Here is a 25,071-nt window from a genome sequence, read left to right on the forward strand (position 1 = left end):
ACATTCAATCCGTCGCGTGCATGGCTCAGTTCACGCCAGAAGCTTCTGTAATCGCGGCAAAACGTAAAAACTCCATCTGTCGCGATTTTCCTTCGTTGATAGCGTCAGTCGAGCCGCGCGTGGGTCGCACGGCGAAATGGGCGAATGAAAATGACCGCAACACAACGGATGATCGTGACCGGCCGCGTGCAAGGTGTTGGATATCGTAACTGGGCGGTAAATCGCGCCCGCGCGCTCGGCGTGACCGGCTGGGTGCGCAACACGCACGGCGGCGGCGTCGAGCTTGTCGCCTCGGGCGAGGACGAGGCGGTCGGCGCACTGGTCGAGGCGCTGCGCCAGGGACCTGAAATGGCCCGCGTCGATCACATCGAAGTGCTTGCTGCCCAAGATGCCAAGTTGAAAGGGTTCACCAAGCGCCTCGGCACCTGAGTTTTGGTGTCGCATCCCCGACCTCACCGGACGTTGCAATCGGTGAGACCGGGATGACGCGACGACCTGATCAGCGCGTGAGTTTTTTGTAGGCCAGACGCGTCGGACGATCCGCCGCATCGCCGAGGCGACGGCGCTTGTCCTCTTCATAGCTCTCGAAATTCCCCTCGAACCATTCGACATGCGAATCGCCTTCGAACGCCAGGATGTGCGTCGCCAGGCGATCGAGGAAGAAGCGGTCATGGCTGATCACCACCGCGCAGCCGGCAAAGCTCTCCAGCGCCTCTTCCAGAGCACGCAGCGTCTCGACGTCGAGATCGTTGGTCGGTTCGTCGAGCAGCAGGACATTGCCACCCTCTTTGAGCATCTTGGCGAGATGGACGCGGTTGCGCTCACCGCCGGATAGCTGGCCGACCTTCTTCTGCTGGTCCTGACCCTTGAAGTTGAACGCACCGACATAGGCGCGGGTGCCGATCTCCTGCTTGCCGAAGCGGAACACGTCCGACCCGCCAGACACTTCTTCCCACACCGTCTTGGTCGCGGTCAGGTCGTCACGGCTCTGATCGACATAACCAAGCTTGACCGTCTGGCCGACGCTAATCTCGCCCTCGTCCGGCGTTTCCTGGCCCGTAATCAACTTGAAGAGGGTCGACTTGCCCGCGCCGTTGGGGCCGATCACGCCGACGATACCGCCGGGCGGCAGGTTGAAATCGAGATTCTCGAACAGCAATTTGTCGCCATAGGCCTTGGTCAGACCCTTGGCTTCGATCACCCGGCCGCCGAGGCGCTCGGGCATCTGGATGAGGATCGCGGCCTTGCCGACGGTGCGGTTCTCCTGCGCGGCGACCAGTTCGTCGAACGCGCGGATACGCGCCTTTGACTTGGTCTGGCGCGCCTTGGGCGTCTGACGAATCCAGGCGAGTTCGTCCTGAATCGCCTTTTGCTTGCCCTGTTCTTCGCGATCTTCCTGCTCGAGCCGCTTGGACTTCTTTTCGAGATAACCGGAATAGTTGCTTTCATAAGTGTAATAGCGCCCGCGATCGAGCTCCAGCACCCAGTTGACGACATTGTCGAGAAAGTAGCGGTCATGCGTCACGAGAATGACGTTGCCGGTATATTCCTTGAGGAAATTTTCCAGCCAGCCGACGCTCTCGGCATCGAGATGGTTGGTCGGTTCGTCGAGCAACAGGATGTCGGGCTTTTCGAGCAACAGTTTGCACAGCGCGACGCGACGCTTCTCGCCGCCGGAAAGGTTGGTGACCGGCGAATCGCTCGGCGGGCAGCGTAGCGCTTCCATCGCCTGTTCGAGCTGGCTGTCGAGGCTCCAGCCGTCGACCGCGTCGATTTTCTCCTGAAGCTCGCCCATCTCGGCCAGCAGCGCGTCGAAATCGGTGGTATCCGTGGGATCGCCCATTTCGGCGCTGATCGCGTTGAAACGCTCGACCATCTGCGCCACCGGGCCGGCGCCCAGCTTGACGTTTTCGATCACCGTGCGGGTCGGGTCGAGCTGCGGCTCCTGCGGCAGGTAACCGACCTTGATCCCCTCGGCTGCCCAGGCCTCACCGGTGAAATCGGGGTCGATGCCGCCCATGATCTTCATCAGCGTCGATTTGCCCGATCCGTTCGGCCCGATGATCGCGATCTTGGCGGTGGGCAGGAACTGCAGGTGGATATTGTTGAGCACCGGCTTGGCGGCACCGGGGAAGGTCTTGGTCAGACCCTTCATCACATAGCTATACTGGACGGCCATCGGGGGTCGTGCTCCGCGGGAAAAGAATGCTGGAAATGTCGTGGGCCATGTAGTGAGCGATGGCCCGGTTGGCAAACGTCGGCCGCTGCAAGCCTTTTGCCACGAACCTGTTCAACTTGCCCGTTCGGCTTCGCGCGCGAACGGCTTGTCGAAGTACCGGTCTTCGCTCTAAGCCTGCCGCCATCACGGAATGACCGATGAGCGGCACCCCGGTTGAGGGGCGACACGCTCGAGGCGAATGGAGAATATATGTCGCGCACCACTGCCCTGATCGCGGCGCTCGCCGCCACCGCCCTCGCTACACCACTGATCGCTCAGACGCGCCAAACCACCCCCGCAGCGGCGCCTGTCGTGCCTGCCCAGGTCGTGAAAATGCGCGACGCGGCGCTGAAGGACGATGTCGCCTATGACATCATCGAAGGGATCACGACCGAGGTTGGTCCGCGCCTTGCCGGGACCGAGGCCGAAGCACGTGCACGCACCTGGGGCCTGGCCAAGCTCAAGGCGCTCGGCTTCAAGAATGTCCGGATCGAAACTTATCATATGCCGGTATGGGTTCGGGGCGAAGAAACCGCCGAAGTCGTCTCGCCCTTTCCGCAGAAACTGCGCCTCACCGCGCTGGGCAACTCAGGCGCGACTCCGCCGGAGGGGTTGACCGCCGAGATCGTCTATTTCCCCAGCGTCGCCGACCTTCAGGCCGCGCCCGAAGACAGCCTGAAAGGCAAGATCGCCTTCGTGTCCAACGCAATGGTCGCGACTCAGGACGGGTCGTCCTATGGCACTTATGGCGTTGCCCGTTTTGTCGGGCCGAACATCGCCGCGACCAAGGGGGCGGCGGCGATCGTCATCCGGTCGATCGGGTCGGATCACGGCCGCGGACCACATACCGGCCTCACCACTTTCGCCGCCGGCGTGACGCCGATCCCGGCCGCCGCACTGTCCACTGCGGATGCCGACAACCTCTCGCGTATCGTCGCACGCGGCAAGCCGGTGACGCTCAAACTCGTGCTGACGCCGCAGCAGACCGGCACGCAAGAATCGGGCAATGTTATCGCCGAAGTGCCGGGATCTGATCCGAAGGCCGGCATCGTCCTGGTCGGCGGGCATCTCGACAGCTGGGACCTGGGCACCGGCGCGATCGACGATGGTGCGGGGATCGCCATAACGGCCGCCGCCGCCAAGCGCTTCCTCGATGGCCCCAGGCCGCGCCGGACAATCCGCGTCGTGTGGTTCGGCTCCGAAGAAGTCGGGGGCTTTGGCGGCCGCGCCTATGCCGAAGCGCACGGCTCGGAGAAACACGCGACCGCGTCCGAATCGGACTTCGGCGCCGATCGGGTCTGGCGCTTCGAAGTCAATCTGCCGGAAAGCGGGAAAGCGGCGGGGGATAGACTCGCGGCGGCACTCGCCCCGCTCGGCATCGTGCGCGGTAAGGGACTCGGCGGTGACGGCTCCGATGTCGGCCCGATGATGCAGAAAGGCGTGGCGGCGATCGACCTGAATCAGTCGGGTCAGCGCTATTTCGATTACCATCACACGCCCGAGGACACGCTCGACCGTATCGATCCGGAACAACTGCGCCAGAATGTGGCGGCATGGACCGCAATGCTGGGGATTATGGCCAACGCACCTGAGGAAATCGGGTCGGTCACACCCAGATAAGCGACGAATCGAGTGTTCCGAATATTGCCACAAGCTGAATTAAGGCGGGATCGTGATCAAATTGCGATTGACGGTGCGATATTCGCCGCTATTTGCTCAAGCTTCGTGACAGCATTCGGGCTGGCCGCGAATATTGCTATGCTTGGGAGCAACCGCATGAAGAAAATCGCCTTTGTTCTCGCCGCCGCCGGCCTGATGTCCGTGGCTGCCTGCACCAAGTCGCCGGAAGCCGCAGCCGTTGAAAACAACGCTGAGATGGTTGCCGACAACCTCGAAATGGGCGCTGACAACCTCGAAGCAGCAGCTTCGAACAGCGCCGACATGATGACCGAGAATGCCGGCAATGTTGCTGACAACATGAACGCAGCAGCTGACAACGTTCGCGAAGCTGCGGACGCCAAGACCGACAACATGTAATCGGCTCGGTCGGGCTTCGGCCCGATCGGTTTGATGCAGAGAGGGCGTCCCTTCGGGGGCGCCCTTTTCATTGCGCCGGGCAACGCGACAGCGAAGCTATCGCAAGGCCAAAGGCCATAAGCGAAACCGGCCGGCGGCGCTCAAGCGCCGACCGACGGCGTGGCTTTGCCACGGCGTACAACTCACCCCTCGATGTAATCCAGATAGCTGACGACGTCGTTGCTGGTCTGCAGAAACAACCCGTCCTGCACATCATCGGGCTGTGCTGCGGCCAATGCGAGTGCCTCGCCCAGCGTCCCGTAAACCAGCGTCGCGGCAGCCCCGTCGTCGCCCAGGTGATAGAGCCTGACGGCAACATCGTCGGAAATCGTGCGCATCTTGTCCTCATCCGGCAGGGTTTGCCCAACTGCGATGACGATATTCCCGATCGCTATGCAATCCTGATTCGCATGACCTCCCGCGAACGTGCCGCAACCATTGCCCGCTGGCCGCCACCCGTTCAGCGAAGTGCTGCATCAGGGCGCGGTCCCGGCGGAAGTTCCGCATGTCGTCGTTGTTGGCGAGTCGGGCTGGATGATATCTTCGCTACCACCCCGGAAAATGGCTCAGCGCGTTTTCTGAAAACGGCATAACGGCCACAGCGCGCCGGGAGCGTTTCTGATCAGCGACATTCGATATAGATCGGATTTCCGATGAGCCGGGGATGCCCAGTCGACAGAATTGTCGCGCTGATCCAGCCACAAGCCTGAGCCCGATCCAGCGAGAATGAACTCCATTGATCGGATCTGGTTACCGGCGCCTGATGCGACGGGACGGGTGTTCCATTGGCGATGACCTGGATCATACCCTCGGTCATGCCGGCCACATGCACCTTGAGCTCCAGCGCGCCTTCGATCCGCAGGGTCTGGCCCATCACGGCGCGAGCGGCACCCGATATCGCCTGCAACTCGAGCAGCCGGTCGCGACTGCCATCGACGTCGATGAAGACGTTCCCGGCGCGAATGCCGGCGATGATCGCGGACGTCGACAGTGCCTCGGCATGGACCACGGTGGTCGGCCGGCCGATCGGCGCCTTGCCGGCGGGAGCGTCGGGATCATGATTGTCGCTGCCGCCGATGCCGGTCAGGCGATGACCTTCGTTGAGCCGGGCATACCAGAAGCCGATTCCCGCCAAAGGACCTTCCGCCATATTGCCGTTGACGGCCTCGATCGCGGTGATGCCCGCATAGTCGGTGGCCGGCCATGTCCAGCCACACCCCATGCACACTTCGCCCGATGGCAGGGCGGGATGGTTGATCGACATGATCGCACCCGCCTCCACAGCTTTACGTTCCAGCGCGGCGACGTTCGGCACGCCCTTGCTGCCAATCCTGAAATCGACGAACTGCGATGGCGCGAAGATATTGGCATGGCCGCCAAAAGTGGTGACCTCGACGCCCGGGATCAGCAAAAGCCGGTCGAACCAGGGCTGAAGTTCGCGCAGGGTCCCGAAATGGGCGACCGTGTTGTGATCGGTGACCGCGACGAAATCGAGTCCCGCCTTCGCCGCGGCTTCGATCGTGCGGAACAAGGGACACGGCACGCGTTTGCCCGACCGGCTAGGGCAGTTTCCGTCGCTATTGGCATCGTGCATGTGCAGATCGCCCCGGTACCAGCCGGGCGCATCGTTCAGTGGCGGATCCGCGATCGCGGCGGTCGCCTTGCGCGCCTTGCCGCGGTCGAAAAAGACGCTGACGACATAAGCGCTGCTACTTCCCGCCCGCGCATTGGGCACGCCGAGCATGACCCGCCAGCGCCCGGGCGGAATGGCGCCGGAAAGATAACCGGGCGACGCATCGCTCGGGCTGATCGTGAAACGGTCGCGCGTGCCACCGCTCCACCCACGAAACGTCTTGGAATCCCATATCCCCAGATCGATCACCGTCTTGCTGGTCTTGTCATAGGACAGGGTTACGGTGATCCGCTTTACGCCGGTTGGCACGTCGAACGGCACTTCCTTGTAATGCTGGTGGTCGGCACCGGTCACGACACCCCTGGCGCGAAAATCGGCCGTTGCCACCGGCTCGGCCGCCGCCGGAGCGACGACGGCCAGAGCAAGCAGAAGGGCAAACAGGGTCCGGACCAATGCCATCAGAATTTGAAATCCACCGCGAACCTGACATTGCGGCCAAGGATCGGCCGACCGATGAACAGTTGATCATTGGCCTGGCCGCTGGTCAACTCGCCGGCGCGCGGATTGCCCTCGGTCAGGCCGAGCTTGTTGGTCAGATTGTCCCCATAAGCCCAGAGCGTGATCTGGTCGGTCAGGCCGAAGCGGACACTGGCGTTGATCACGGTATAGGCCGGCAGCTTCGAGATGTTTGCGGCATCGGCATAGCGATCCGAATAATATTCGACATCCATCTGCGCGCGGAAGCGCTTGTCGAACAGATTGACGCCCGGCGTCGCCCGCAGCGCGAGCTTCGGAACGCGGAGCAACTGATTGCCCGAATAGTCGCGCGTGACCAGTCCTTTGGAGCCATCCGACTTCGTCACGACTTCGTCGAAACGCAGATTGCGGAAGGTCGCCTCCTGCACCGTCGCATTTACCGTGAAGTCGAACCATTCGACCGGCCGGATCGTGCCCTCAAACTCGACGCCATAAGCGCGGGTATCGGTATAGACGGTCTGTGAGGTATAACCGCCGGTACCGCTGTTGAACTGGAAGTTCGAGATCGAGAAAGAATCGAAGTCGGTCAGAAAACCCGTCGCATAGACGCTGAACAACGGGGTCGAGGCCTTCACGCCGGCTTCCCACATGTGAATGCCTTGAATGACCGGGGCCGCCGTAGCGTTGGTGATGAAGCTGCCGACGCTCGGTAGGCGGAAAGTGGATGTGTAGCGGCCAAACACACCGGCAGAGTCACTGAACTGCCAATTGCCGCCAATCGTGAAGCCGACATGATCGAAGCGCCGGTCAAACGGGGTGAAGACGCCATTTCCGGCCAGCACATTATTGTCCGCCAGCGTATTCGCATCGCCCAGGTCGACCGTCCTTGTCCCTTCCTGCGCGCCCTTGGTCGTGACGCGTTCAAACCGAATGCCGCCATCGATCCGCAGCTTCGGCGTCAACTGCCATTCGTCCGAGGCATAAAGTGCGATCGTGTCCGACGAGCCTGAGCCATTGGCAAATTCGGAGCCATAGCGCGACACGCCGTTCTGCGTCAGCGAACCGACGACCTGACCGGCGGCGTTGACGGCGACGAGATCCAGCAGGCGCGAATTATCCGATACGTCCTGCAGGGTCGTCGCAGAATAGCGACGAAAGGTCTCATCGATATGCGCGAAATAGACGCCGAAGGCGACGTCGTGCGTCTGGCCGAACAAGTCGAACTTACGGGTCACGCGCAGATCGTCGAGGAATTCGCTCTCATCGACCGTCACCGGCCGAGCGCTATTCTCGAAGATCAGGCCATTGCCGTTCTGGCCTGTGAGATTGAATGCCTGGCCGGTGTCGGTGTAGCGAAGCACCAGGCCCGTGGCGCTGGGATATGCGCCGAGCAACGCGGTCCGTTTCGAGGCGACATAGGCCGCACCGGTGTTGATCGCGGCCGGGTAGACACCGTTACGCACCGTCGCCGAATCGCGATAGCGTGCCTTGTTCGAGAGCGTCCAGCCGTCGCCGAATTCCCAGTCCGCCATCGCCGAAAACTGGTCGAGGCGGATGCTGCTGCCATCAGTATTGTCGAACGAGACCGGGCCATTGGCGTTGCGCAGCGTCAGGAACGCGCTCGCGCGACTCGCGGTGGTGCCATAATGCGGGTCGAAGCCGGCAATGCCGACGATATTGCCGTTGCGATCCTTGCTCAGCGGGATGCCGGTGTAGAAGACCGCATTGTCGTCGAGCCGCTTGTAGCTGAGGCTGACATGGCCATTGCCGAAGTCGCGCGACAGATCGGCGCGGATCTGGCCGCCCTTGTTGCCGGTATAGCCCGGATCGCGAACGCCGCGTTCGTTGCGGTAGAAACCGCCGACATCGAATTTCCAGCCCCCGCCGATCGGCCCGCCGACCCAGCCGTCGAAACGAAAAAGATCAGCGGTCGGGCCGTACAGGATCCGCGCATTGCCCGAGAAGGTATCGCCGGGCCGCTTGGTGATGAAATTGACCACACCGCCCGGCGCGTTGGGAGAAAAGACCGAGGACGGACCGCCGCGCACGACTTCGATCCGGTCGATCGATTCGTCCATGCGAAATGCCTGATCGGCGTTGAGATAACCCAGCGCCGGATCATGCTGCACCGGCAGGCCGTCCTCCAGCAGATTGATCGACCCGAAACCATCGACCGGAATACCGCGCGCACGGACATTGCCGCTGCCCTCGCCGCCTGAGGCTTCGACCCAGAAGCCGGGCACCGACTTCAACGTCTCGGTGACGCTGGAGGGCGCGCGCGACCGCAGCGCGTCGTTCGACAGGGTGGTGATGGCATAGCTGGTTTCGAGCTTGGTCCGCTCGCCGCTGCCGGCGCGGCCGGTGACGACGATGTCCTCATCCGTATTCGGTGTTTCTGCCGGCGGCGTTGCGTCAATTTTCGCCTGGGCGAATGCCGATGTGCCGCACGATATCGACAGAACGGCCATTCCAAGGCCGGCCATCTTCGCTTTCCTCATCATTTACGCTTCCCTTTAATCCCCAGCGGATCACGCGATCCCGCTAGAGTCGGCGCGTTGCGCTTTCGCGATGATTGGAAGACGGAATGATGACGGAACCGGGCAAGTAATTTGACAGCCGGGACGCACGGATGACTGATAACGGCAAGGCCAACCGCTGGTTGTCGCGGTCGGCGGCATTCGTTGTTTTTCTTCCGGCATCGAGCCCGCCAAGGCGTCGGCTTCGGCCGCGGCGATTGCGGAGCGCTTGCCGATCTTGTCGCTGGGATCAGGACGAAGCTCTTCTCCGGGAGGCCGGCTTCGAGGACGTCGCACTTTGGCTATGCCGGATTCACGTTTCGCAGCTGGGTGGCCACGGCGTGATCATGACGACACAGGTTGAGCTATTTCGTAAGGAAAATGGTCGGGGAGACAGGATTCGAACCTGCGACATCCTGCTCCCAAAGCAGGCGCGCTACCGGACTGCGCCACTCCCCGACGCGGGTTTCGCTTAGGCGTGCAATTCCGGGGGCGCAAGACGCTTGGGGGAAAAGGTCGGCGAAAATGCATCTCAGCAAAGCCGCGCAGTCGGTCGCCACTTTGGCAGTGCGACCGCCCGCCGCAAAGCGATAGCTCACGCTATCGCTTTGCGGCGGGCGTTGGTGGGCCCGGCAGGACTTGAACCCGCAACCTACCCGTTATGAGCGGGCAGCTCTAACCAGTTGAGCTACAGGCCCCACCGCCTGCCCCGTTAGCGGAGGCGCAGCGGCGGTGGCAAGCCGGACGATGTCACTTTGCGCCCGCCGCGATCAATTGGTCGAGCGATGCCGGCCGGACGCCGCGCCGGTCGAGATCGGCCAGTACGCGGTCCCACCAGCGGTGAAACGCGGCGAGGTCCGCCGCGTCGCGCACATAAGGCGTATGCCCGGGGGCGAGCGAGGGCGAGTGGAACGAGAAATTGAGCACCCGCACGCCTTCGCCCAAGGCAACCGCGATCGCTTCCAGTGCATCGGCAAGCGGCATATCCTCGGGCGTCAGTGCAACACGGGACAATAGCCCGACGCGGGCGAACACTCCCCTGCCCTTCGGTACATGTTTCAGCGCACGATAAAGCGCCACGCCGCCACGCCGCGCGGCACCGGTAAACACGCTGGTCAGCGGCAATTCCAGGATTGCGCCATCGGGTCCGGCGTGAAAGGCATGATTGCCGATCGCACCAAAATCTGGCCCGCCCTCCGCGCTATAGTCATAGGCCGACCGCATCGAACTATCGATCCGGTAACCGCGCAAGGCGAGCAGCGCGAAGGTCGAACGACCGATACCATAGCGCCCGGCGCGGTAAGCGCGCGGCGCGGTGCCGAACGCCGCAGTGATCGCGCCGGTCAGCACATCGATCTTCGCGGCTTCGAGCGCTTCGGGCAAATTGCCGGCAAAACTGTTGGCCGGCGTCATCGTCTCGTCGAACGGCGGGTTGACCCAAGGGTGGAGCTGCGTCCCGATCGTCGAACGTCCGTCGGCCAGCACGCCGCGCAGCACGTCGATCGCCAGCGGATCGGTCGCGACCGGATGGTCGATCAGATAAGTCAGCGATACGCCGCGATCGGAAAAGCGGCGGTGCGCCTCGGGCAACGCGGCCATTGCGGAGGCGCCGCGCGATTCGCGCGACAATGGCGCATCCCAGTCGAATTCCTCCTCGGTATCGACCATGATGGTGAAGCGGGTGCCGAAATCGTCGGGCCACACGACCATGTCGGCCGCAGCCGGAGGCGCGGGGCGGTGGACCGGCCCGATCGATGACCCGGTCGAGGGCGGGGGGGTGGTCGCTGCCACGCTCAGCTGGAAGAAGCCTGCTCCACGATGGCGATAACGGCGGCAGGCAGGCATAATGTCAAGCTTTGCTCACCGATCGCGAGCGCGCCGCCGAGCTCGGCGGCGAGGTTGCGCGCCAGCCGCAGGGCGAAGCCGGTGCCGAGCAACGGCGCGCCCTCGGCTTCGGCCTCCGCCTCGGCGTCGATCGTCAGGATGCTCTCCGCGCCATAGGCGGCGAGCGTGCGCGGGCGATCGAAGGTGAAGATGATCTGCGCGTCGCTGCCCGGTGCCGCGACGACACCGATCGTCTCGCCCTGGCTACCAGAGGCGACCAACGTCGACATCAGCCGCGCGATCAGCCGTTCGACCGCGCGATCATCGCCGGCGATCGCCATCTCGATCGGCCCGGGATCGATCGTCAGGACCGTGCCGCGCAAGCCGGCAAGCGGCGCCAGGTCGCCCGCCACCTGGGCGAGCAGGGATGCGACGTGCACGGTGCCGGGACGCAGGTCGAGCGCATTCGATTCGATCCGCGCGGCGAGATCGATATCGTCGATCGCGGTGAGCAGGTCGGCGGCCTGGCTGCGGATCGTGCCGGCATGGTCGCGATAAGGTTGCGGAACCGGCCCGAGCAGCTGCGTCTCGATCATCTCCGCGAAACCGGCAATGGCATTGGTCGGCGTGCGCAATTCATGGACGAGTTGGCGCAAGGCGTCGGACTGCGGATTGCGCGACGCGTGGATCGGCTCGGCGCTTTCGTCCGCTCGCGGGCGGCGCGCGGTGCCGCGATAACCGGTGAAACGGCCGCTCTCGCGGTCGAAGACCGGAATGCCGGTGATGCGCCAATGGCCCGCAGCGTCCGAATGGCCGTCGACGACGAGGCGCGCATTGGCGAATCCGGCCCGACGGCGAAACGCGCCCGCCGCGACCCCGTCGACGCGCGAACCGCTTGGTGTTGCCGCGAAATCGAGCGACAGCCCGATCAGCGGCGCGCGCGCGGCGCCTTCGATCCAGCGTACCACGCCTGCCGCATCGGTCTCGAACCGGAAGCTCGGCGCCACGACCGGCTCCAGTTCGAACAGCGCCGGCTGCACATCGGGTTCGCTGCGGAACAGCGGCACCGTGGGCGAATCCTCGCGCTGGCGCTGATAGGCGTCGATCCGCTGCAGCAATTCGTTGATCTGGAACGGTCCGTCCGCCTGCGGCTCGACTGCGGCGGGCGCCGCATCCAGATCATCGGCCAGGCGCAGCGCCTCGGCGACCAGCGGCAAACCGAGCGCGACCACGCCAAGCGAAACGAACGGCGAATCGACCGGCGGCTGAAAGTTCGGGTTCGCGGCACCGGCCAGCGGCCATAGTCCAGCGCTCGCTTCGATCTCCGGTACCGGCGCGAGATCGGCTAACGGAACGATCTCGGCGGCCGGCAAGCGGAAATCCACCGCACCGAAAGCCTCCAGCGCGCGGCGCACTTCGGGCGCAAGGTCGCGACGATGGCGCAGGACCGATCGACCCGCCGGCGACAGGCCGGGCAGCATCTCGATCCACTGATCGACGCGCATTCGGGCAATGCGTAATACCGGCGCGGCGACCGCGATCTCGTCATCGGCGAACAATTTCACCAGGGCTGCGGGCGGATCGGTAAAGGCGAGCGACCGCGCACTCGCCGCGCGGACCGGCGGCGACACCTGCGCGCGAAGTGCCTGCAACCGTGCGATCGCCGCGGAATCCGCCGGCACCCGACGCCGCCCGATCAGGTCGACAAGCTGACGCCATGCCGATTGCGCGCCAAACGGGGTCGACATGTCCGCCGAGAGTACCGTTTCAAGACTGTCGTCGAAGCGCAAACCGGGAGCCCCCATCACGACCCGTCAGATGGCGCGTCGTAAGGATTTCTTAACCGCCCCGGACCGGTTGAGGAACCGTTGATTTCGGGACGTAGCAATGTGGGACAATTGCGTTCCCCCGCAATTATCTTATGCTGAATGAATGAGAGGCGCGCGAAAACTCGCGTCCCGCGGGAGCGTTGCGCAATGGCGTTTGATCAAATCGACCGGCAGATTCTGGGTTTGTTGCAGGACGACGGGCGGATGACCAATGTCGAACTCGCCGAAAGGGTCGGCCTGACCGCGCCGCCATGCCTGCGCCGCGTCCGCGCGCTGGAGGATGCCGGGGCGATCAAGGGTTATCACGCCGAACTCGACGCGGCCACCTTGGGTTATCCGATCACCGTATTCGCGATGGTCAGCCTGCGCAGTCAGGCCGAACACGACCTCGCCGCGTTTGAGGAACATGTCGCGGCGATTCCTGAAATCCGCGAATGCCATATGCTCAATGGCGAAATCGACTTCATCCTGAAGATCGTTGCGGGCGACCTGAAGAGCTTCCAGGACATATTAACCACGCACCTGACCCCCGCGCCCAACGTGGCCAGCGTCAAGACATCGCTCACCATCCGGATAGCTAAATCGGTGCCGGGCATCCCGGTTCGCACCGGCTGAGCGAGAAGGTCTTTGCGGTTTTAGACGGTGCCAGCCACGAAGATCCTCATGGAAAAGGGCGGCATCGCTGCCGCCCTTCTCACATTTTCCGAATGATCGAACCGCTCAGGCGGCGGGTGCCCCGGCCGCCGGCGCATCGACCCAGGTCGTCCACAGGGTCGCGATCTCGCTGCGCGGCGCGGTCTTGACCAGCGCGAAAGCTCCCTTGGCACCAGCCTTGTCGCCAGTCCCGGCGAGCGCGATGCCGAGATGGGTATTGACCTCATCGGCGTCGACCGATCCCTTGCTCAGCGCAAGGCGGTACATCTCGATCGCTTTCGCATAATTCCCCTGACCGAGACAGAAATCGCCCGTGTCGGCCGCGACCTTACCCGTGGCGGCGGCCTTGGCCTTGGACTCCTGCGCGGTGAGCGAACCTTCGGTAGCGATCTGCTTGACCGCGTCGGACCGATATCCGGTCGCCGAGGTGCTCGTCGCCGGAATCTTCTGGTTCTTCTTGCCCTCGTCGATCACCGCGATCGTCTCGCTGCCCAAACCGATCGAGAACGCCAGTTCGGCATATTCGAGATAATCCTCCTGGCCCGCCAGACCATTGGCCGCGCGCATCAGCCGGAACAGATCGACACGCTGCTTCTTGTCGATGCGCTTGGCGCCCGCGCCCTGGAAACCGAACACATAGATCGCGGTACGCCAGTTCTTCGGTGTGCCGTAAGCGTGCAGCCAGTTGCGCGTCCAGCGCTGAGTGGCGGCATTGTCGCCGGTCTTCTGCAGCGCGGTGATCGCATAAGTATAAAGATCCTCCGACACCGGCTTGCCCGCCGCCTTGTCGGCAGCGACCGCCGCCTCGATATCGGCGACGCCGCCGGCCGGATCCCCACCAAGGATTTTCGCCTTGGCGATCAGCAGGGAAATGTCGTTGGCGGTGTAACCCGCGGTTTTCGCACGGGAGTAATTGCTCAGCGCGACCGGATATTGCTTGGAATTATAGGCGATATTGCCGCGCATAAAGGCGTACCGGCCGATCGAATCCGCCGGTGTCTTCGGATTGGCAAGCAGTGCGTCGAGCGGCCCGGCCAGCGTCGCCTCATTGCCGCCATTGCCCAGCTTGAGCGCCTCGTACTGAAAACGATATGCCTGTGCGATATACTTCTCGTCTTCGGACTGCGCCACACCCTCAAGACCGGGAAGATTGGCCGCGAGCGCGGCAAGGTACGCGGCATCGCCTTGCGCCTTGTCGGTCGCCGTTTCGCGTGCCTTGGCCGCCTCGTCGATCTTGACCGCGAACTCGCGCGCTTCCTTGCTCAACACCAGCCCGCCGGCGGGCTTCGCCTCTTCCTTTTTCTTGGCATATGCCGGCGCAACGATCGCGACGCTGGAGGTGCTGGCGATCAATACAGCCGCCAGTGCGACCCGAGACAATTTCTTCACGGTGGAACTCTCCTATTGGCGGCGCGCGGCGCCCTACCTTAGCCTGTGCGCTGTAGCCAGCCCGGGCGTCGGGTTCAAGCAAGTGACACGGGGGGCCCAATGCCGCCCGCGCGCTGAATGACGATTGAACGAGGCCATGGTTCCAAAGCGCGACGTATCGCCTCGACCAAGGCTTTGACCGGGGCCGGTCGCCCCGCTAACCGGGCGCGATGATCGCTGTCCTCTCTCCCGCCAAGACGCTCGACTATGTAAAGCCGATCCCGGCCGTGACGCCGACTGCGCCGCGCTTCGCGGCCGAGGCATCGGCGCTCGCCGCGTCGGCCGCCAATCTCAGCCAGAAACGGCTCGCCGGGTTGATGGACATCTCAAAGGCACTGGCCAAACTCAATGCCGATCGCTTTGCCGGTTTCGCGGCGGCGCCGGAGCGGCCGGCACTCTTCGCCTTTGCCGGTGACGTCTATACCGGGTTCGACGCGAAAACGGTCGATGAGGCGGGAATCGCCTTTGCGCAGGATCATGTCCGGATGCTGTCGGGGCTGTACGGCCTGCTCCGCCCGCTCGATTCGATGCGGCCCTATCGGCTCGAAATGGGCACGCGCTGGGCACCACGGCGCAAGAGTCTGTATGACTGGTGGGGTGATCGGATCGCCGGCCTGCTCGCCGACGATCTCGCCGGGGAAGGGTCGGGCATTGTGCTGAACCTTGCCAGCCAGGAATATTGGCACGCCGTCGCGGACCGTCTGCCGCGCGACATCCGCGTCATCCAGGTCGATTTCCGCGAGCCCGGCCCCGATGGTCCGCGCTTCGTCAGCTTCAACGCCAAACGGGCGCGCGGCATGATGGCGCGCTGGTTGTGCGAACACCGCATCGACGATGTGGACTCGATGAAAGATTTTGACAGCGACGGTTATCGCTTCGACGCCGGCGAGAGCAGCACCACGCAATGGCGCTTCATGCGCAAGGCGGCCTGATGCCCGGCGCGGCGGTCGTCATCGGCGCGTCCGGCGGCATCGGCGCCGCGTTCGAGGAAGCGCTGATCGACGAAGGCGCGTTCGATATCGTCCATGGCTTTGCGCGCAGCGGCAGCGGCGACCGGCAACTCGACCTGACCGACGAGACCAGCATCGCGGCTGCCGCGAAGCTGGTCGCCAATGGCCCGGCGCCAACACTGATCTTCATCGCGACGGGATTGCTCCACGAAGGCGATCATGGTCCGGAAAAGGCGCTGGTCGATCTCGACCCGGACTGGCTCGCGCGGATTTTCGCGATCAACACGATCGGCCCCGCGCTGGTCGCCAAGCATTTCCTGCCACTGATGCCCAGAACCGGTCGCACCGTCTTCGCCGCGCTCTCGGCGCGGGTCGGCAGCATCGCCGACAACCGCCTCGGCGGCTGGTACGGCTACCGCGCGTCGAAGGCCGCGCTCAACATGATGATCCGCACGCTGGCGATCGAGGAACGGCGCCGCAACAGCAGTTCGATCGTCGTCGGCCTGCATCCCGGCACGGTCGATACCGACCTGTCGCGCCCCTTCCAGGGTAACGTCACGCCGGGAAACCTGTTCGCTCCCGACCGCGCGGCGGTGCAATTGCTCGACGTGATCGACGGGTTGCGCGCGCCCGACAGCGGCAAGATCTTCGCCTGGGACGGCGCCGAAGTCCCCGCATGACGATCATTTCACCCTGGCGTCACATGGCCGATAACGGGACTGGCGCAAAACCCTGATCAGTGGCGCACAAAGCGCCGCGTTGGACAGGATAAAGCCAATGTCGAAAACCATCATCGCCTCGATCCTCGCCGCTTCCGCACTGTTCGCCGGTGCCGCCGGGGTCGCCACCGCCAATCCGATCGCGCAGACCAAAACCACGACCTCGACGACGGTCAAGGCCGCGCCGGTCAAGGTCGCCGCGACCCGCCACGCCTATGTCCGACGCACCACGAAAGTGACTCCGGCGGGCCGGATGGTGTCGACCAGGACGACGACCGGCAAGGCGGTCACCTACGACTGCAACAAGGCCGGAAATGCGACCAAGAAAGCCTGTAAATAAGCGTCCGAACGACCGGCCCCCGCCCGCGCTCGGGCGCGTGCGGGGGTGGTATCCTTCACGCTGATCGGCTAGTGTCGTAACCACAACGTCACACAACCCGAAAGCTTCGAAATTTGACCGACGAGACACTCCTCGCCGACCCTTCCGATATCTCGCCGATCTCCATCGTCGACGAAATGCGTTCCAGCTATCTCGATTACGCGATGAGCGTGATCGTCTCGCGCGCGCTACCCGATGTGCGCGACGGGCTGAAACCGGTCCATCGCCGTATTCTTTTCGCCAGCCAGGAGGGCGGCTTCGTCCCCGGCCGGCCGTATCGCAAATGCGCCAAGATCGTCGGCGACGTGATGGGCAATTACCATCCTCACGGCGACAGCTCGATCTACATGGCGCTCGCCCGCCTCGCCCAGGATTGGGCGATGCGCGTGATGTTGATGGACGGCCAGGGCAATTTCGGGTCGATGGATCCGGATATGCCGGCGTCGATGCGCTATACCGAGGCTCGGTTGACCAAGGCGGCGATGGCGTTGCTGCAGGACATCGAAAAGGACACGGTCGATTTCGCGCCAAACTATGACGGGTCGCGCGAAGAGCCGACCGTGCTGCCGGCGCGTTTCCCCAACATTCTGGTCAACGGCGCGGGTGGCATCGCCGTCGGCATGGCGACCAACATCCCGCCGCACAATCTCGGCGAAGTGATCGATGCGTGTCTCGCCTATATCGAGAACGGCGCGATCACCATCGAAGAGCTGATGGAAATCGTGCCCGGCCCCGACTTCCCGACCGGCGGGATCATTCTCGGCCGCGCGGGCTGCCGCTCGGCCTATCAGGATGGCCGCGGGTCGATCCTGGTGCGCTCGCGTTACGAGGTCGAGGAAGGTCGCGCCGATCGCCGCTCGATCGTCCTCACCGAAATCCCCTATCAGGTCGGCAAGAACGGCCTGGTCGAAAAGATCGCCGAAGCCGCCAAGGACAAGCGCATCGAAGGCGTCAGCGACATTCGCGACGAATCGAACCGCCACGGCGTACGCATCGTCATCGACCTGAAGCGCGATGCCACCCCGGAGGTCGTACTCAACCAATTGTGGCGCCACACCCCGGCGCAATCGAGCTTCCCGGCCAACATGCTCGCGATCCGCGGCGGCCGCCCGGAAACGCTCAACCTGCGCGACATCATCGAAGCCTTTGTCAAGTTCCGCGAAGAGGTGATCACGCGCCGGTCCAAGTTCGAACTGGCCAAGGCGCGCGAACGTGCGCACATCTTGCTCGGGCTGGTCATCGCGGTCAGCAACCTCGATGAAGTCGTGCGCATCATCCGTGGCTCGGCGAGCCCCGTCGTCGCCCGCGCGGCACTCGCCGCGCGCGAATGGCCGATCGCCGAGATCGCGCCGTACATCCGCCTGGTCGAAGCGGTCGAGGACAAGCAGGAGGGCGAGGTCTATCGCCTGTCCGAGGTTCAGGTCCGTGCGATCCTCGATCTGCGGCTGCATCGCCTGACCGCGCTTGGCCGTGACGAGATCGGCGACGAACTCAAGACGCTGGCTGAATCGATCACCGAATTGCTCGCGGTCCTCGCCGATCGCTACAAGCTGTATGAAGTGATGAAGGAAGAACTGGCCGCCGTGCGCGACCAGTTCGCGACACCACGCCGCACCGAAATCGCCGCCGCCGCCGACGGCATCGACGATGAGGATCTGATCGAGCGTGAGGACATGGTCGTGACCGTGACCATGCAGGGTTATATCAAGCGCACCACGCTCGACACCTTCCGCGCCCAGGCCAAGGGCGGCAAGGGCCGCGCCGGCATGGCGACCAAGGAAGAGGATATCGTCACCGAAATGTTCGTCACCTCGACGCACACGCCGGTGCTGTTCTTCTCCACTCACGGCAAGGTCTATCGCAAAAAGGTCTGGCGCCTGCCCGAAGGCGGCGCCGCGACGCGCGGCCGGCCAATGGTCAATCTGCTGCCGCTGGCCGAGGGTGAGACGATCTCGACCGTGCTTCCTTTGCCCGAGGATGAGGCGGAATGGGGCGCGCTGCACGTCATGTTCGCCACCGCCAAGGGCAATGTCCGCCGCAACTCGATGGACGCGTTCACCAACGTGCCCAACAACGGCAAGATCGCGATGCGCTTCGATGACGAGAGCGAGGATCGCCTGATCGGCGTGGCCTTGCTCAACGAGGGCGACGATGTGCTGCTCGCAACGCGCAAGGGCAAGGCGATCCGCTTTGCCGGCGACGATGTGCGCGAATTCCAGAGCCGAACCGCGACCGGCGTGCGCGGCATCTCGCTGAAGAACGACGACGAGGTCATCTCGCTGTCGATCCTGCACCGGGTCGGCACCACGCAGGAGGAGCGCGAGGAATATGTCCGCTTCGCACCGTGGAAGCCCGAAAAGGACGGCGAACCGACGATGAGCGCGGAACGCTTCGCCGAGCTGCGGACGCGGGAGGAATTCATCCTGACGGTCTGCGCTAATGGCTATGGCAAACTGTCCTCGGCCTATGAATATCGCCGCATCGGTCGCGGTGGCCAGGGCATCACCAATATCGACAACCTCGCCCGCAACGGCAATGTCGTGGCAAGCTTCCCCTCGGCGCATGGCGAACAGCTGATGCTGGTCACCGACCAGGCCAAGCTGATCCGCATGCCGATCGAGCTACGCCACGAACGCGACGACGAACAGGGCTTCCGTATCATCAGCCGCGGTTCGGCCGGTGTAAAACTGTTCGACGTGGCCAAGAACGAACATGTCGTTTCGGCCGCGCGAATCCGGGAAAGCGCGGACGATGCGGAAATCGATCTCGACGAAACGATCGCATTACCCGCACCCGACGGCGCAACTGCGGATACGCAGGACACGCCTGAGGATGGCGAGTGAGCGACCTTCCCGTCACGGCCTATAAGGTCCTGACCGCCGAACAGATGGCGGCGCTGGAACGTGACGGGACTTTCGCCGGGGCGCCGGTCGATCTGGCCGACGGCTATATCCACCTCTCGACCTGCGAACAGTTGACCGAGACGGTCGACAAGCATTTCGCCGGCCAGACCGGCCTGCACGTCGCGGCGGTCGATCTCGGATCGTTCGGCGCATCGCTGAAATGGGAAGAGTCACGCGGCGGACAGCTATTCCCGCATCTCTACGGCCCGCTGCTGCTCGAAACATTGTTCGCCTATGGCCCGCTGGAGCGCAACGACGATGGCACGGTGAGGCTGCCTGTCACGGGATAGGCCGTGTTCCTGCTGTGATTGAGCTGGAACGGATCGACGCTCAACATTGCGTACCGAGATTTGGTAAATTGTTCGCGCAGAGGCGCGCACAATGCAGACAATACCCGCCGCGTCGTGATGACCCACCAACTACACTGCCCGCGCGGTATCAATTTTGAAGCGCGGCATTTGCTATCGAAGTTGACACCGCGAACAATTGAAAACTGGATACGGATCAGCGCGGCTCTGCTCATCCCGACCCCGCCACCGAAGACGACACTCAGCGAAAGAACAACGCCAATGAGATTATTTTCGGCGATCATTGTGATAGCTGCGGCCGCGGCGCTGCAGAGCGTTAGCGCCAGCGCCAAGACCACCGACTATTCAGGGCCGATCATCGATGCCCATGCGCATTTGCGGCTCGGCGAAAAGGACGCGCTGAGCAAGACCCATCCGATCGGCACCGATGCGCTTCGCAAGCTCGATGACCAGACCGGCGTCTCGATGAGCGCGTTGATCGTGATCGCCAAGCGCGGCCAGATTGCCGAGACACGCAAAGCAAATGACGCCGTAATAGCCGCTGCGGCGGGCGCCGGGCGCTTCTATGCGGTGCCATCCGTGCATCCTCTGGATGGCGCCGATGCCTTCAAGGAACTGGATCGTCTTGCGGGTCTTGGCGTTCGCGAGATCAAACTCCATCCCAATACGCAAAACTTCGACGTCGGTGACCCAGCGGTCGCCGCGCTGGTCGAGCATGCCGGCAATCTCAACCTGGTTCTGCTTTTCGACAGCTACAAACCGTGGGACACCTCGGAGGTCGGCAAGTTCCTCCTGCTCGCGGCGCAATTTCCGAAGACGCGCTTGGTGCTGGCTCATATGGGCTTCAGCCAGTTCCGCGAAACGATCGCGTTCGCGACATTACAGAAGATCGGCATGGGCGGAAACGTCTGGTTCGATCTTTCGGCGATCGGCACGGCCTACGTCGATTCTCCGATGAAACCGGAACTGCTCTGGACAATCCGCCAGATCGGCATCAGCCAATTCCTGTTCGGTTCGGACTGGCCCGTCGATACGCCGGCCGCCGCCGTCGCCGCGATCCGACACTTCGGTTTCACGCCCGCCGAACAGCGCGCCGTCTTCCATGACAATGCCGCACGATTGCTCGGCTTGAAGTAAACGTGCTCGCCGTCGAGGTACGAAAGACGGGGCCGCACCATCACCGTAACTGCCAAACCAGAGAACCGTGCGACTGCCCGCGTCCACGGAGAAAAAAGGGCAGTTACTCGCTGAGAGCTGACGTTAGGGTGAGGGTGCAATATCTCGCCGCCTCGAAATATGACACAAACGGGTGTGTCATATCTCGCAGATCGTCGTCTCGCGCGGTCCAGCCTTGTGCCCGAGCGCAGCGATTCAAACCATCTCGAACCGACGCTACCTATCGCCTTGCTCTTTGACATGATGAACACCGCAAGGCCGATATGGTCGATCATCCCGCTGTCCTCCGCAACGCCGTCACCACGCCCCAGGCGATCAACGCCTGACCAGCGAAATAGGTCGGCCAGACCAGCAGTGCGGGGACCGCCGACCCGGCCAGCGGGCCGATCCGCGAGAAAATCAGCAAGTCGGAGATGACGAACAGCATCGCGCCAAGCGCGACGATATGGCGCGGAAAACGGCTCAGCCATGCACAGGCGGCCATCGCGCCGAGCCCGGTCGCATACAGCGCGATCCCCGGCGCGGCGCTTCGGTCCGACGGCAGGACCCAGGCGATAAGCGGTGTCAGCACAATCAACAAAACCGCGACGATCCAGCCCGGAGCAACCTCTCGCCGATGACGCAGATAAAGGAAGATCGCAACGATGTGTCCGGCGAGAAACGCCAATGCCCCGGTCACCAGTCCCGATATCTCGATCAGGACGTCACCCAGCGCGCCAAGCGCGAGCACGACGGCGATCAGCCAGCCATCCATATTTCGCGCGGCCAGCGCAGCCCATAATGCAAGCAACGCGACCCCTGCGCCCTTCCATATGATCTTGGTCACGGGGTCGGTGATCACGGTCGAGACAGGCAGCAGCGTCGCTCCGGCAACCAGCGCGGCGATGAAGATCAATGATCGTATGCGTTCGGTCATGCCCGCCCCCGGTTCGCTTTTGCCGGCTCGTTCGCCGGCTGCCGTTCGATCATCCCGTCTCCGATTGACATTCGCCAGCATTTCTTTTATTTCTGCTTTTACAGAAAGTGAGCAAATGACCCTGTACGACCATCCCGACGTCAAGGCCTTCATCCTCCATTGGGGGGAGATGGGCACGCATTGGGGCGTGAACCGCTCGGTCGCGCAGATCCATGCCCTGCTCTATCTCTCCGACCGGCCGATGCATGCCGAAGAGATTGTCGAGACGCTCGGGCTCGCCCGGTCCAATGTCTCGACCGGCCTGAAGGAATTGCAAGGGTACGCGATCGTCCGCCGGGTCCATGTCGAGGGCGACCGGCGCGACCATTTCACCGCGGAAACCGATCTGTGGGAAATGCTCATGCGCATCGCCGCGGAGCGCAAGCGCCGCGAGATCGACCCGACCATCGCGCTGATGGGACAGCTATCGGAGCGATTGAAGGCCGATGGCGCCGCACCCGCGCATGTCCGCGAACGCATCACACGGATGCACGAATTCCTCTCGACGCTCGGCACCTGGTACGATCAGGTTCGCGTGTTGCCCAAACAGACCCTGGTCACGCTGATGAAACTCGGCGGCAAGGTCGCACGGTTCATCCCCGGCAAATCGAAAGACTGAGGAGACATACATGCCCCCTCTTCCTCCATAGCCATGCCCGGCTATTTCACAAATTACAGAAATTTCAGACACAAAAAAGGAATGAGCCATGGTCGAAACAATCTATGCGCTTTACCTCGTCATCACGATCGCCATCACGATCTGGGTCGCGCGCACCCTGTCCAGCAACGGCGTCGTGTTCCTGATCCAGTGCTTCGGTCAGAATGAGGTGCTGGCGCGCTCCACCAACCATCTGCTGGTGGTCGGTTTCTATCTCGTCAATATCGGCTTCATCACCCTGACACTCAGCCTCGGCAACGAACCGACCACACTGACCGGCGCGATACGCTTCCTCAGCGGCAAGGTCGGCCTCGCCGTTGTCGTGCTCGGGGCGATGCATTTCTTCAACATGGGCGCGATCGCGCAATTCGGCCGCAAGGTGAATGGCTGGCTGAACGAGCGGCCCGACTCCGTGGCGATGGTTGGCTGAATCGGGCGCGGTGCCGGAGGCGGTGATGCCGCCTCCGGCCCGATTATCGGGAGAATCGAGATGTACCGCAGCACATCATCGAATTCCGGCACTGTCGCGGCAACGCTGCTGGCCGGGCCGATCTTCGTGGCCGGCATTCTGGTCGGGACATGGTCGAACGATATGGACAAGGCGATCGAGCTGCCCGACATCAGGTTCGTCATCACGGGCGTTCCCGCAATCATCATTGGCCTGGCCCTGATCATGCTCGCTGGAGTACTGATTTCCGGCATTCCCAATTTCCTTGGAACCTGGCTGATGCGACGGCTTGGCCGATATAACCCCGCAATGCGGTTGCCCGCAGCCTGGGCGCTGGCCGGAGGGCTGGCCACGGGGATGCCTCTCGTGCTGTCGGGCAATGGCGATACGCAAAGCTCGATCGCGTGTTTCGGCTTCAGCTTTGCCGGCGCGGTCTGCGCGCTGATCTGCCGGTGGCACGTGACGTGGGAGGATGACAGCGCTCAGCCTTTGTCAGGCGCGACAAGGACGGCTATCGCCACCCAATGAACCACGACATCCACATCATCGGCGGCGGTCTTGCCGGTTCCGAGGCCGCCTGGCAGCTCGCCGAAGCGGGCTATCAGGTAAAGCTCTCCGAAATGCGCGGCTCGGGCGAGATGACGCCGGCGCACCATAGCGACGGCCTCGCCGAACTGGTCTGTTCGAACAGCTTCCGCTCCGACGACGCGACCAGCAACGCGGTCGGCCTGCTCCATGCCGAGATGCGCGCGCTCGGCTCGATCATCATGCGCGAGGGCGATATCCACAAGGTGCCGGCGGGATCGGCGCTGGCGGTCGATCGCGACGGTTTCTCGGCCGGCGTGACCGCCGCGATCGAGGGGCACCCCAACATCACGGTCGTGCGCGAGCGCGTCGACGTCATTCCATCGGACGGTCCGGTGATCATCTCGACCGGTCCGCTTACCGCGGCGGGCCTTGCCGAGAGCATCGGCGCGGCGACCGGTGCGGAGGCGCTGGCGTTCTTCGACGCGATCGCGCCGATCGTCCATTTCGACAGCATCGACATGGACACCGCCTGGTTCCAGTCGCGCTGGAACAAGGGAGAGGGCAAGGATTACATCAACTGCGCGATGGACCGCGATCAATATGCCGCCTTCCATCAGGGCCTGATCGACGGTGAAAAGACTCCGTTCCGCGACTGGGAGAAGGATACGCCCTATTTCGAGGGATGCATGCCGATCGAGGTGATGGCCGAACGCGGCTTCGACACGCTGCGTTTCGGCCCGATGAAGCCGGTCGGGCTCGACGACCCGCGCACCGGACGCTGGCCGCATGCCGTGGTCCAGCTGCGCCAGGACAATGCCTCAGGCACCTTGTGGAACATCGTCGGCTTCCAGACCAAGATGAAACATGCCGATCAGGTCCGGCTGTTCCGCACCATCCCGGGTCTCGAGAATGCCGAGTTCGCGCGACTCGGCGGGCTGCATCGCAACACCTTCATCCGCTCGCCCGTCCTGCTCGATGAAACATTGCGGCTGAAGGCGCGCCCCAATGTGCGCTTCGCCGGGCAGATCACCGGCTGCGAGGGTTATATCGAGAGCGCGGCGATCGGCCTGCTCGCCGGGCGCTTCGCCACGGCGGAGCTGGCCGGCGCGTCGCTCGCCCCGCCGCCGGTCGAAACCGCGCTCGGCGCCTTGCTTGGACACATCACCGGCGGCGCGGAGGCTGACAGCTATCAGCCGATGAACGTCAATTTCGGCCTGTTCCCACCGATCGAGGGCCGCACGAAAAAGGCCGATCGCAAAAAGATGTATACCGATCGCGCCCGCGCGGCGCTCGGCGAATGGGTCGCGGCGACCGGCAGCCGCGTGGCCTAAAGTCTTCCCGGTTTAGCCGGTGCCAGCCCGCTCTCCCTCCCGGCCACCCATTCAGGATATT

22 protein-coding genes and 2 tRNA genes are annotated in these 25,071 nt (G+C 63.4%); 14 read left to right on the forward strand and 10 right to left on the reverse strand.

What is annotated here, in order from left to right:
* Positions 1 to 150: 150 nt before the first annotated feature.
* Positions 151 to 429, forward strand: coding sequence for an acylphosphatase (locus ACVWZA_RS06325; RefSeq protein ID WP_457310320.1), 279 nt, complete (start codon positions 151 to 153; stop codon positions 427 to 429).
* A 70-nt stretch (positions 430 to 499) separates the two neighbouring features.
* Here ACVWZA_RS06325 and ettA read toward each other — a convergent pair whose 3' ends face one another.
* A complete protein-coding gene (gene ettA / locus ACVWZA_RS06330; RefSeq protein WP_457310321.1) occupies positions 500 to 2,179 on the reverse strand; it encodes an energy-dependent translational throttle protein EttA in 1,680 nt (559 codons plus the stop codon).
* Positions 2,180 to 2,428: 249 nt separating this feature from the next.
* On the opposite strand from ettA, the gene ACVWZA_RS06335 reads away from it, so the two are divergent.
* Both ACVWZA_RS06335 and ACVWZA_RS06340 read left to right on the forward strand, forming a co-directional pair.
* Positions 2,429 to 3,838, forward strand: coding sequence for a M20/M25/M40 family metallo-hydrolase (locus tag ACVWZA_RS06335; protein ID WP_457310322.1), 1,410 nt, complete (start codon positions 2,429 to 2,431; stop codon positions 3,836 to 3,838).
* A 156-nt stretch (positions 3,839 to 3,994) separates the two neighbouring features.
* Positions 3,995 to 4,255, forward strand: a complete 261-nt coding sequence (locus tag ACVWZA_RS06340; RefSeq protein ID WP_457310323.1) for a hypothetical protein — start codon at positions 3,995 to 3,997, stop codon at positions 4,253 to 4,255.
* 182 nt (positions 4,256 to 4,437) lie between these two features.
* Here the strand turns inward: ACVWZA_RS06340 and ACVWZA_RS06345 are convergent, their stop codons facing one another.
* The 7 genes from ACVWZA_RS06345 to ACVWZA_RS06375 form a co-directional block, all read right to left on the reverse strand.
* Positions 4,438 to 4,632: a hypothetical protein gene (locus ACVWZA_RS06345; protein WP_457310324.1), complete on the reverse strand. Its 195-nt coding sequence runs from the start codon at positions 4,630 to 4,632 to the stop codon at positions 4,438 to 4,440.
* A gap of 284 nt (positions 4,633 to 4,916) precedes the next feature.
* Positions 4,917 to 6,386, reverse strand: a complete 1,470-nt coding sequence (locus ACVWZA_RS06350) for a CehA/McbA family metallohydrolase (RefSeq protein ID WP_457310325.1) — start codon at positions 6,384 to 6,386, stop codon at positions 4,917 to 4,919.
* Positions 6,386 to 8,905, reverse strand: coding sequence for a TonB-dependent receptor (locus ACVWZA_RS06355; RefSeq protein WP_457310326.1), 2,520 nt, complete (start codon positions 8,903 to 8,905; stop codon positions 6,386 to 6,388). The genes ACVWZA_RS06350 and ACVWZA_RS06355 overlap by 1 nt, the downstream gene beginning before the upstream one ends.
* Before the next feature lie 397 nt (positions 8,906 to 9,302).
* A tRNA-Pro gene (locus ACVWZA_RS06360) sits at positions 9,303 to 9,379 on the reverse strand.
* Between the two features lie 162 nt (positions 9,380 to 9,541).
* Positions 9,542 to 9,618: transfer RNA gene (locus ACVWZA_RS06365), tRNA-Ile, on the reverse strand.
* A gap of 52 nt (positions 9,619 to 9,670) precedes the next feature.
* Positions 9,671 to 10,630 carry a polysaccharide deacetylase family protein gene (locus ACVWZA_RS06370; protein WP_457310535.1) on the reverse strand — a complete coding sequence of 320 codons (960 nt, stop codon included), beginning with the start codon at positions 10,628 to 10,630 and terminating at the stop codon, positions 9,671 to 9,673.
* Between the two features lie 83 nt (positions 10,631 to 10,713).
* A complete protein-coding gene (locus ACVWZA_RS06375) occupies positions 10,714 to 12,549 on the reverse strand; it encodes a sensor histidine kinase (protein WP_457310327.1) in 1,836 nt (611 codons plus the stop codon).
* 171 nt (positions 12,550 to 12,720) lie between these two features.
* Between ACVWZA_RS06375 and ACVWZA_RS06380 the strand changes: the two genes are divergently transcribed.
* On the forward strand, positions 12,721 to 13,188 hold the full coding sequence (locus ACVWZA_RS06380) for an Lrp/AsnC family transcriptional regulator (protein ID WP_457310328.1): 468 nt from the start codon (positions 12,721 to 12,723) through the stop codon (positions 13,186 to 13,188).
* A 105-nt stretch (positions 13,189 to 13,293) separates the two neighbouring features.
* Here ACVWZA_RS06380 and ACVWZA_RS06385 read toward each other — a convergent pair whose 3' ends face one another.
* Positions 13,294 to 14,616 (reverse strand): hypothetical protein, encoded by a 1,323-nt coding sequence (locus tag ACVWZA_RS06385; RefSeq protein ID WP_457310329.1) that lies wholly within the window; start codon positions 14,614 to 14,616, stop codon positions 13,294 to 13,296.
* A gap of 209 nt (positions 14,617 to 14,825) precedes the next feature.
* On the opposite strand from ACVWZA_RS06385, the gene yaaA reads away from it, so the two are divergent.
* The 6 genes from yaaA (at position 14,826) to ACVWZA_RS06415 (ending at position 21,051) form a co-directional block, all read left to right on the forward strand.
* Positions 14,826 to 15,587 carry a peroxide stress protein YaaA gene (gene yaaA / locus ACVWZA_RS06390; protein ID WP_457310330.1) on the forward strand — a complete coding sequence of 254 codons (762 nt, stop codon included), beginning with the start codon at positions 14,826 to 14,828 and terminating at the stop codon, positions 15,585 to 15,587.
* Complete coding sequence (locus ACVWZA_RS06395) at positions 15,560 to 16,285, forward strand: SDR family NAD(P)-dependent oxidoreductase (protein ID WP_457310331.1); 726 nt, start codon at positions 15,560 to 15,562, stop codon at positions 16,283 to 16,285. Before yaaA ends, ACVWZA_RS06395 begins: the two co-directional genes overlap by 28 nt.
* 97 nt (positions 16,286 to 16,382) lie before the next feature.
* The gene (locus ACVWZA_RS06400) at positions 16,383 to 16,664 is read left to right on the forward strand and encodes a hypothetical protein (protein WP_457310332.1); all 282 of its coding nucleotides are present in this window, start codon (positions 16,383 to 16,385) and stop codon (positions 16,662 to 16,664) included.
* 113 nt (positions 16,665 to 16,777) lie between these two features.
* Positions 16,778 to 19,546 carry a DNA gyrase subunit A gene (gyrA, locus tag ACVWZA_RS06405; RefSeq protein WP_457310333.1) on the forward strand — a complete coding sequence of 923 codons (2,769 nt, stop codon included), beginning with the start codon at positions 16,778 to 16,780 and terminating at the stop codon, positions 19,544 to 19,546.
* The gene (locus ACVWZA_RS06410; protein WP_457310334.1) at positions 19,543 to 19,896 is read left to right on the forward strand and encodes a DUF952 domain-containing protein; all 354 of its coding nucleotides are present in this window, start codon (positions 19,543 to 19,545) and stop codon (positions 19,894 to 19,896) included. Before gyrA ends, ACVWZA_RS06410 begins: the two co-directional genes overlap by 4 nt.
* A gap of 279 nt (positions 19,897 to 20,175) precedes the next feature.
* Entirely contained in the window at positions 20,176 to 21,051 is an 876-nt protein-coding gene (locus tag ACVWZA_RS06415) for an amidohydrolase family protein (protein WP_457310335.1), read from the forward strand.
* A gap of 310 nt (positions 21,052 to 21,361) precedes the next feature.
* On the opposite strand, the gene ACVWZA_RS06420 is transcribed toward ACVWZA_RS06415, so the two are convergent.
* Positions 21,362 to 22,006, reverse strand: a complete 645-nt coding sequence (locus tag ACVWZA_RS06420; RefSeq protein ID WP_457310336.1) for a lysoplasmalogenase family protein — start codon at positions 22,004 to 22,006, stop codon at positions 21,362 to 21,364.
* A 115-nt stretch (positions 22,007 to 22,121) separates the two neighbouring features.
* On the opposite strand from ACVWZA_RS06420, the gene ACVWZA_RS06425 reads away from it, so the two are divergent.
* The 4 genes from ACVWZA_RS06425 (at position 22,122) to trmFO (ending at position 25,010) form a co-directional block, all read left to right on the forward strand.
* Positions 22,122 to 22,664, forward strand: coding sequence for a GbsR/MarR family transcriptional regulator (locus ACVWZA_RS06425; RefSeq protein ID WP_457310337.1), 543 nt, complete (start codon positions 22,122 to 22,124; stop codon positions 22,662 to 22,664).
* Between the two features lie 88 nt (positions 22,665 to 22,752).
* Entirely contained in the window at positions 22,753 to 23,133 is a 381-nt protein-coding gene (locus tag ACVWZA_RS06430; protein ID WP_457310338.1) for a hypothetical protein, read from the forward strand.
* Between the two features lie 60 nt (positions 23,134 to 23,193).
* Positions 23,194 to 23,679, forward strand: coding sequence for a hypothetical protein (locus ACVWZA_RS06435; protein ID WP_457310339.1), 486 nt, complete (start codon positions 23,194 to 23,196; stop codon positions 23,677 to 23,679).
* Positions 23,676 to 25,010 carry a methylenetetrahydrofolate--tRNA-(uracil(54)-C(5))-methyltransferase (FADH(2)-oxidizing) TrmFO gene (gene trmFO, locus ACVWZA_RS06440; protein WP_457310340.1) on the forward strand — a complete coding sequence of 445 codons (1,335 nt, stop codon included), beginning with the start codon at positions 23,676 to 23,678 and terminating at the stop codon, positions 25,008 to 25,010. The genes ACVWZA_RS06435 and trmFO overlap by 4 nt, the downstream gene beginning before the upstream one ends.
* Positions 25,011 to 25,071: the final 61 nt, after the last annotated feature.

This window comes from Sphingomonas sp. UYAg733, assembly GCF_054057355.1.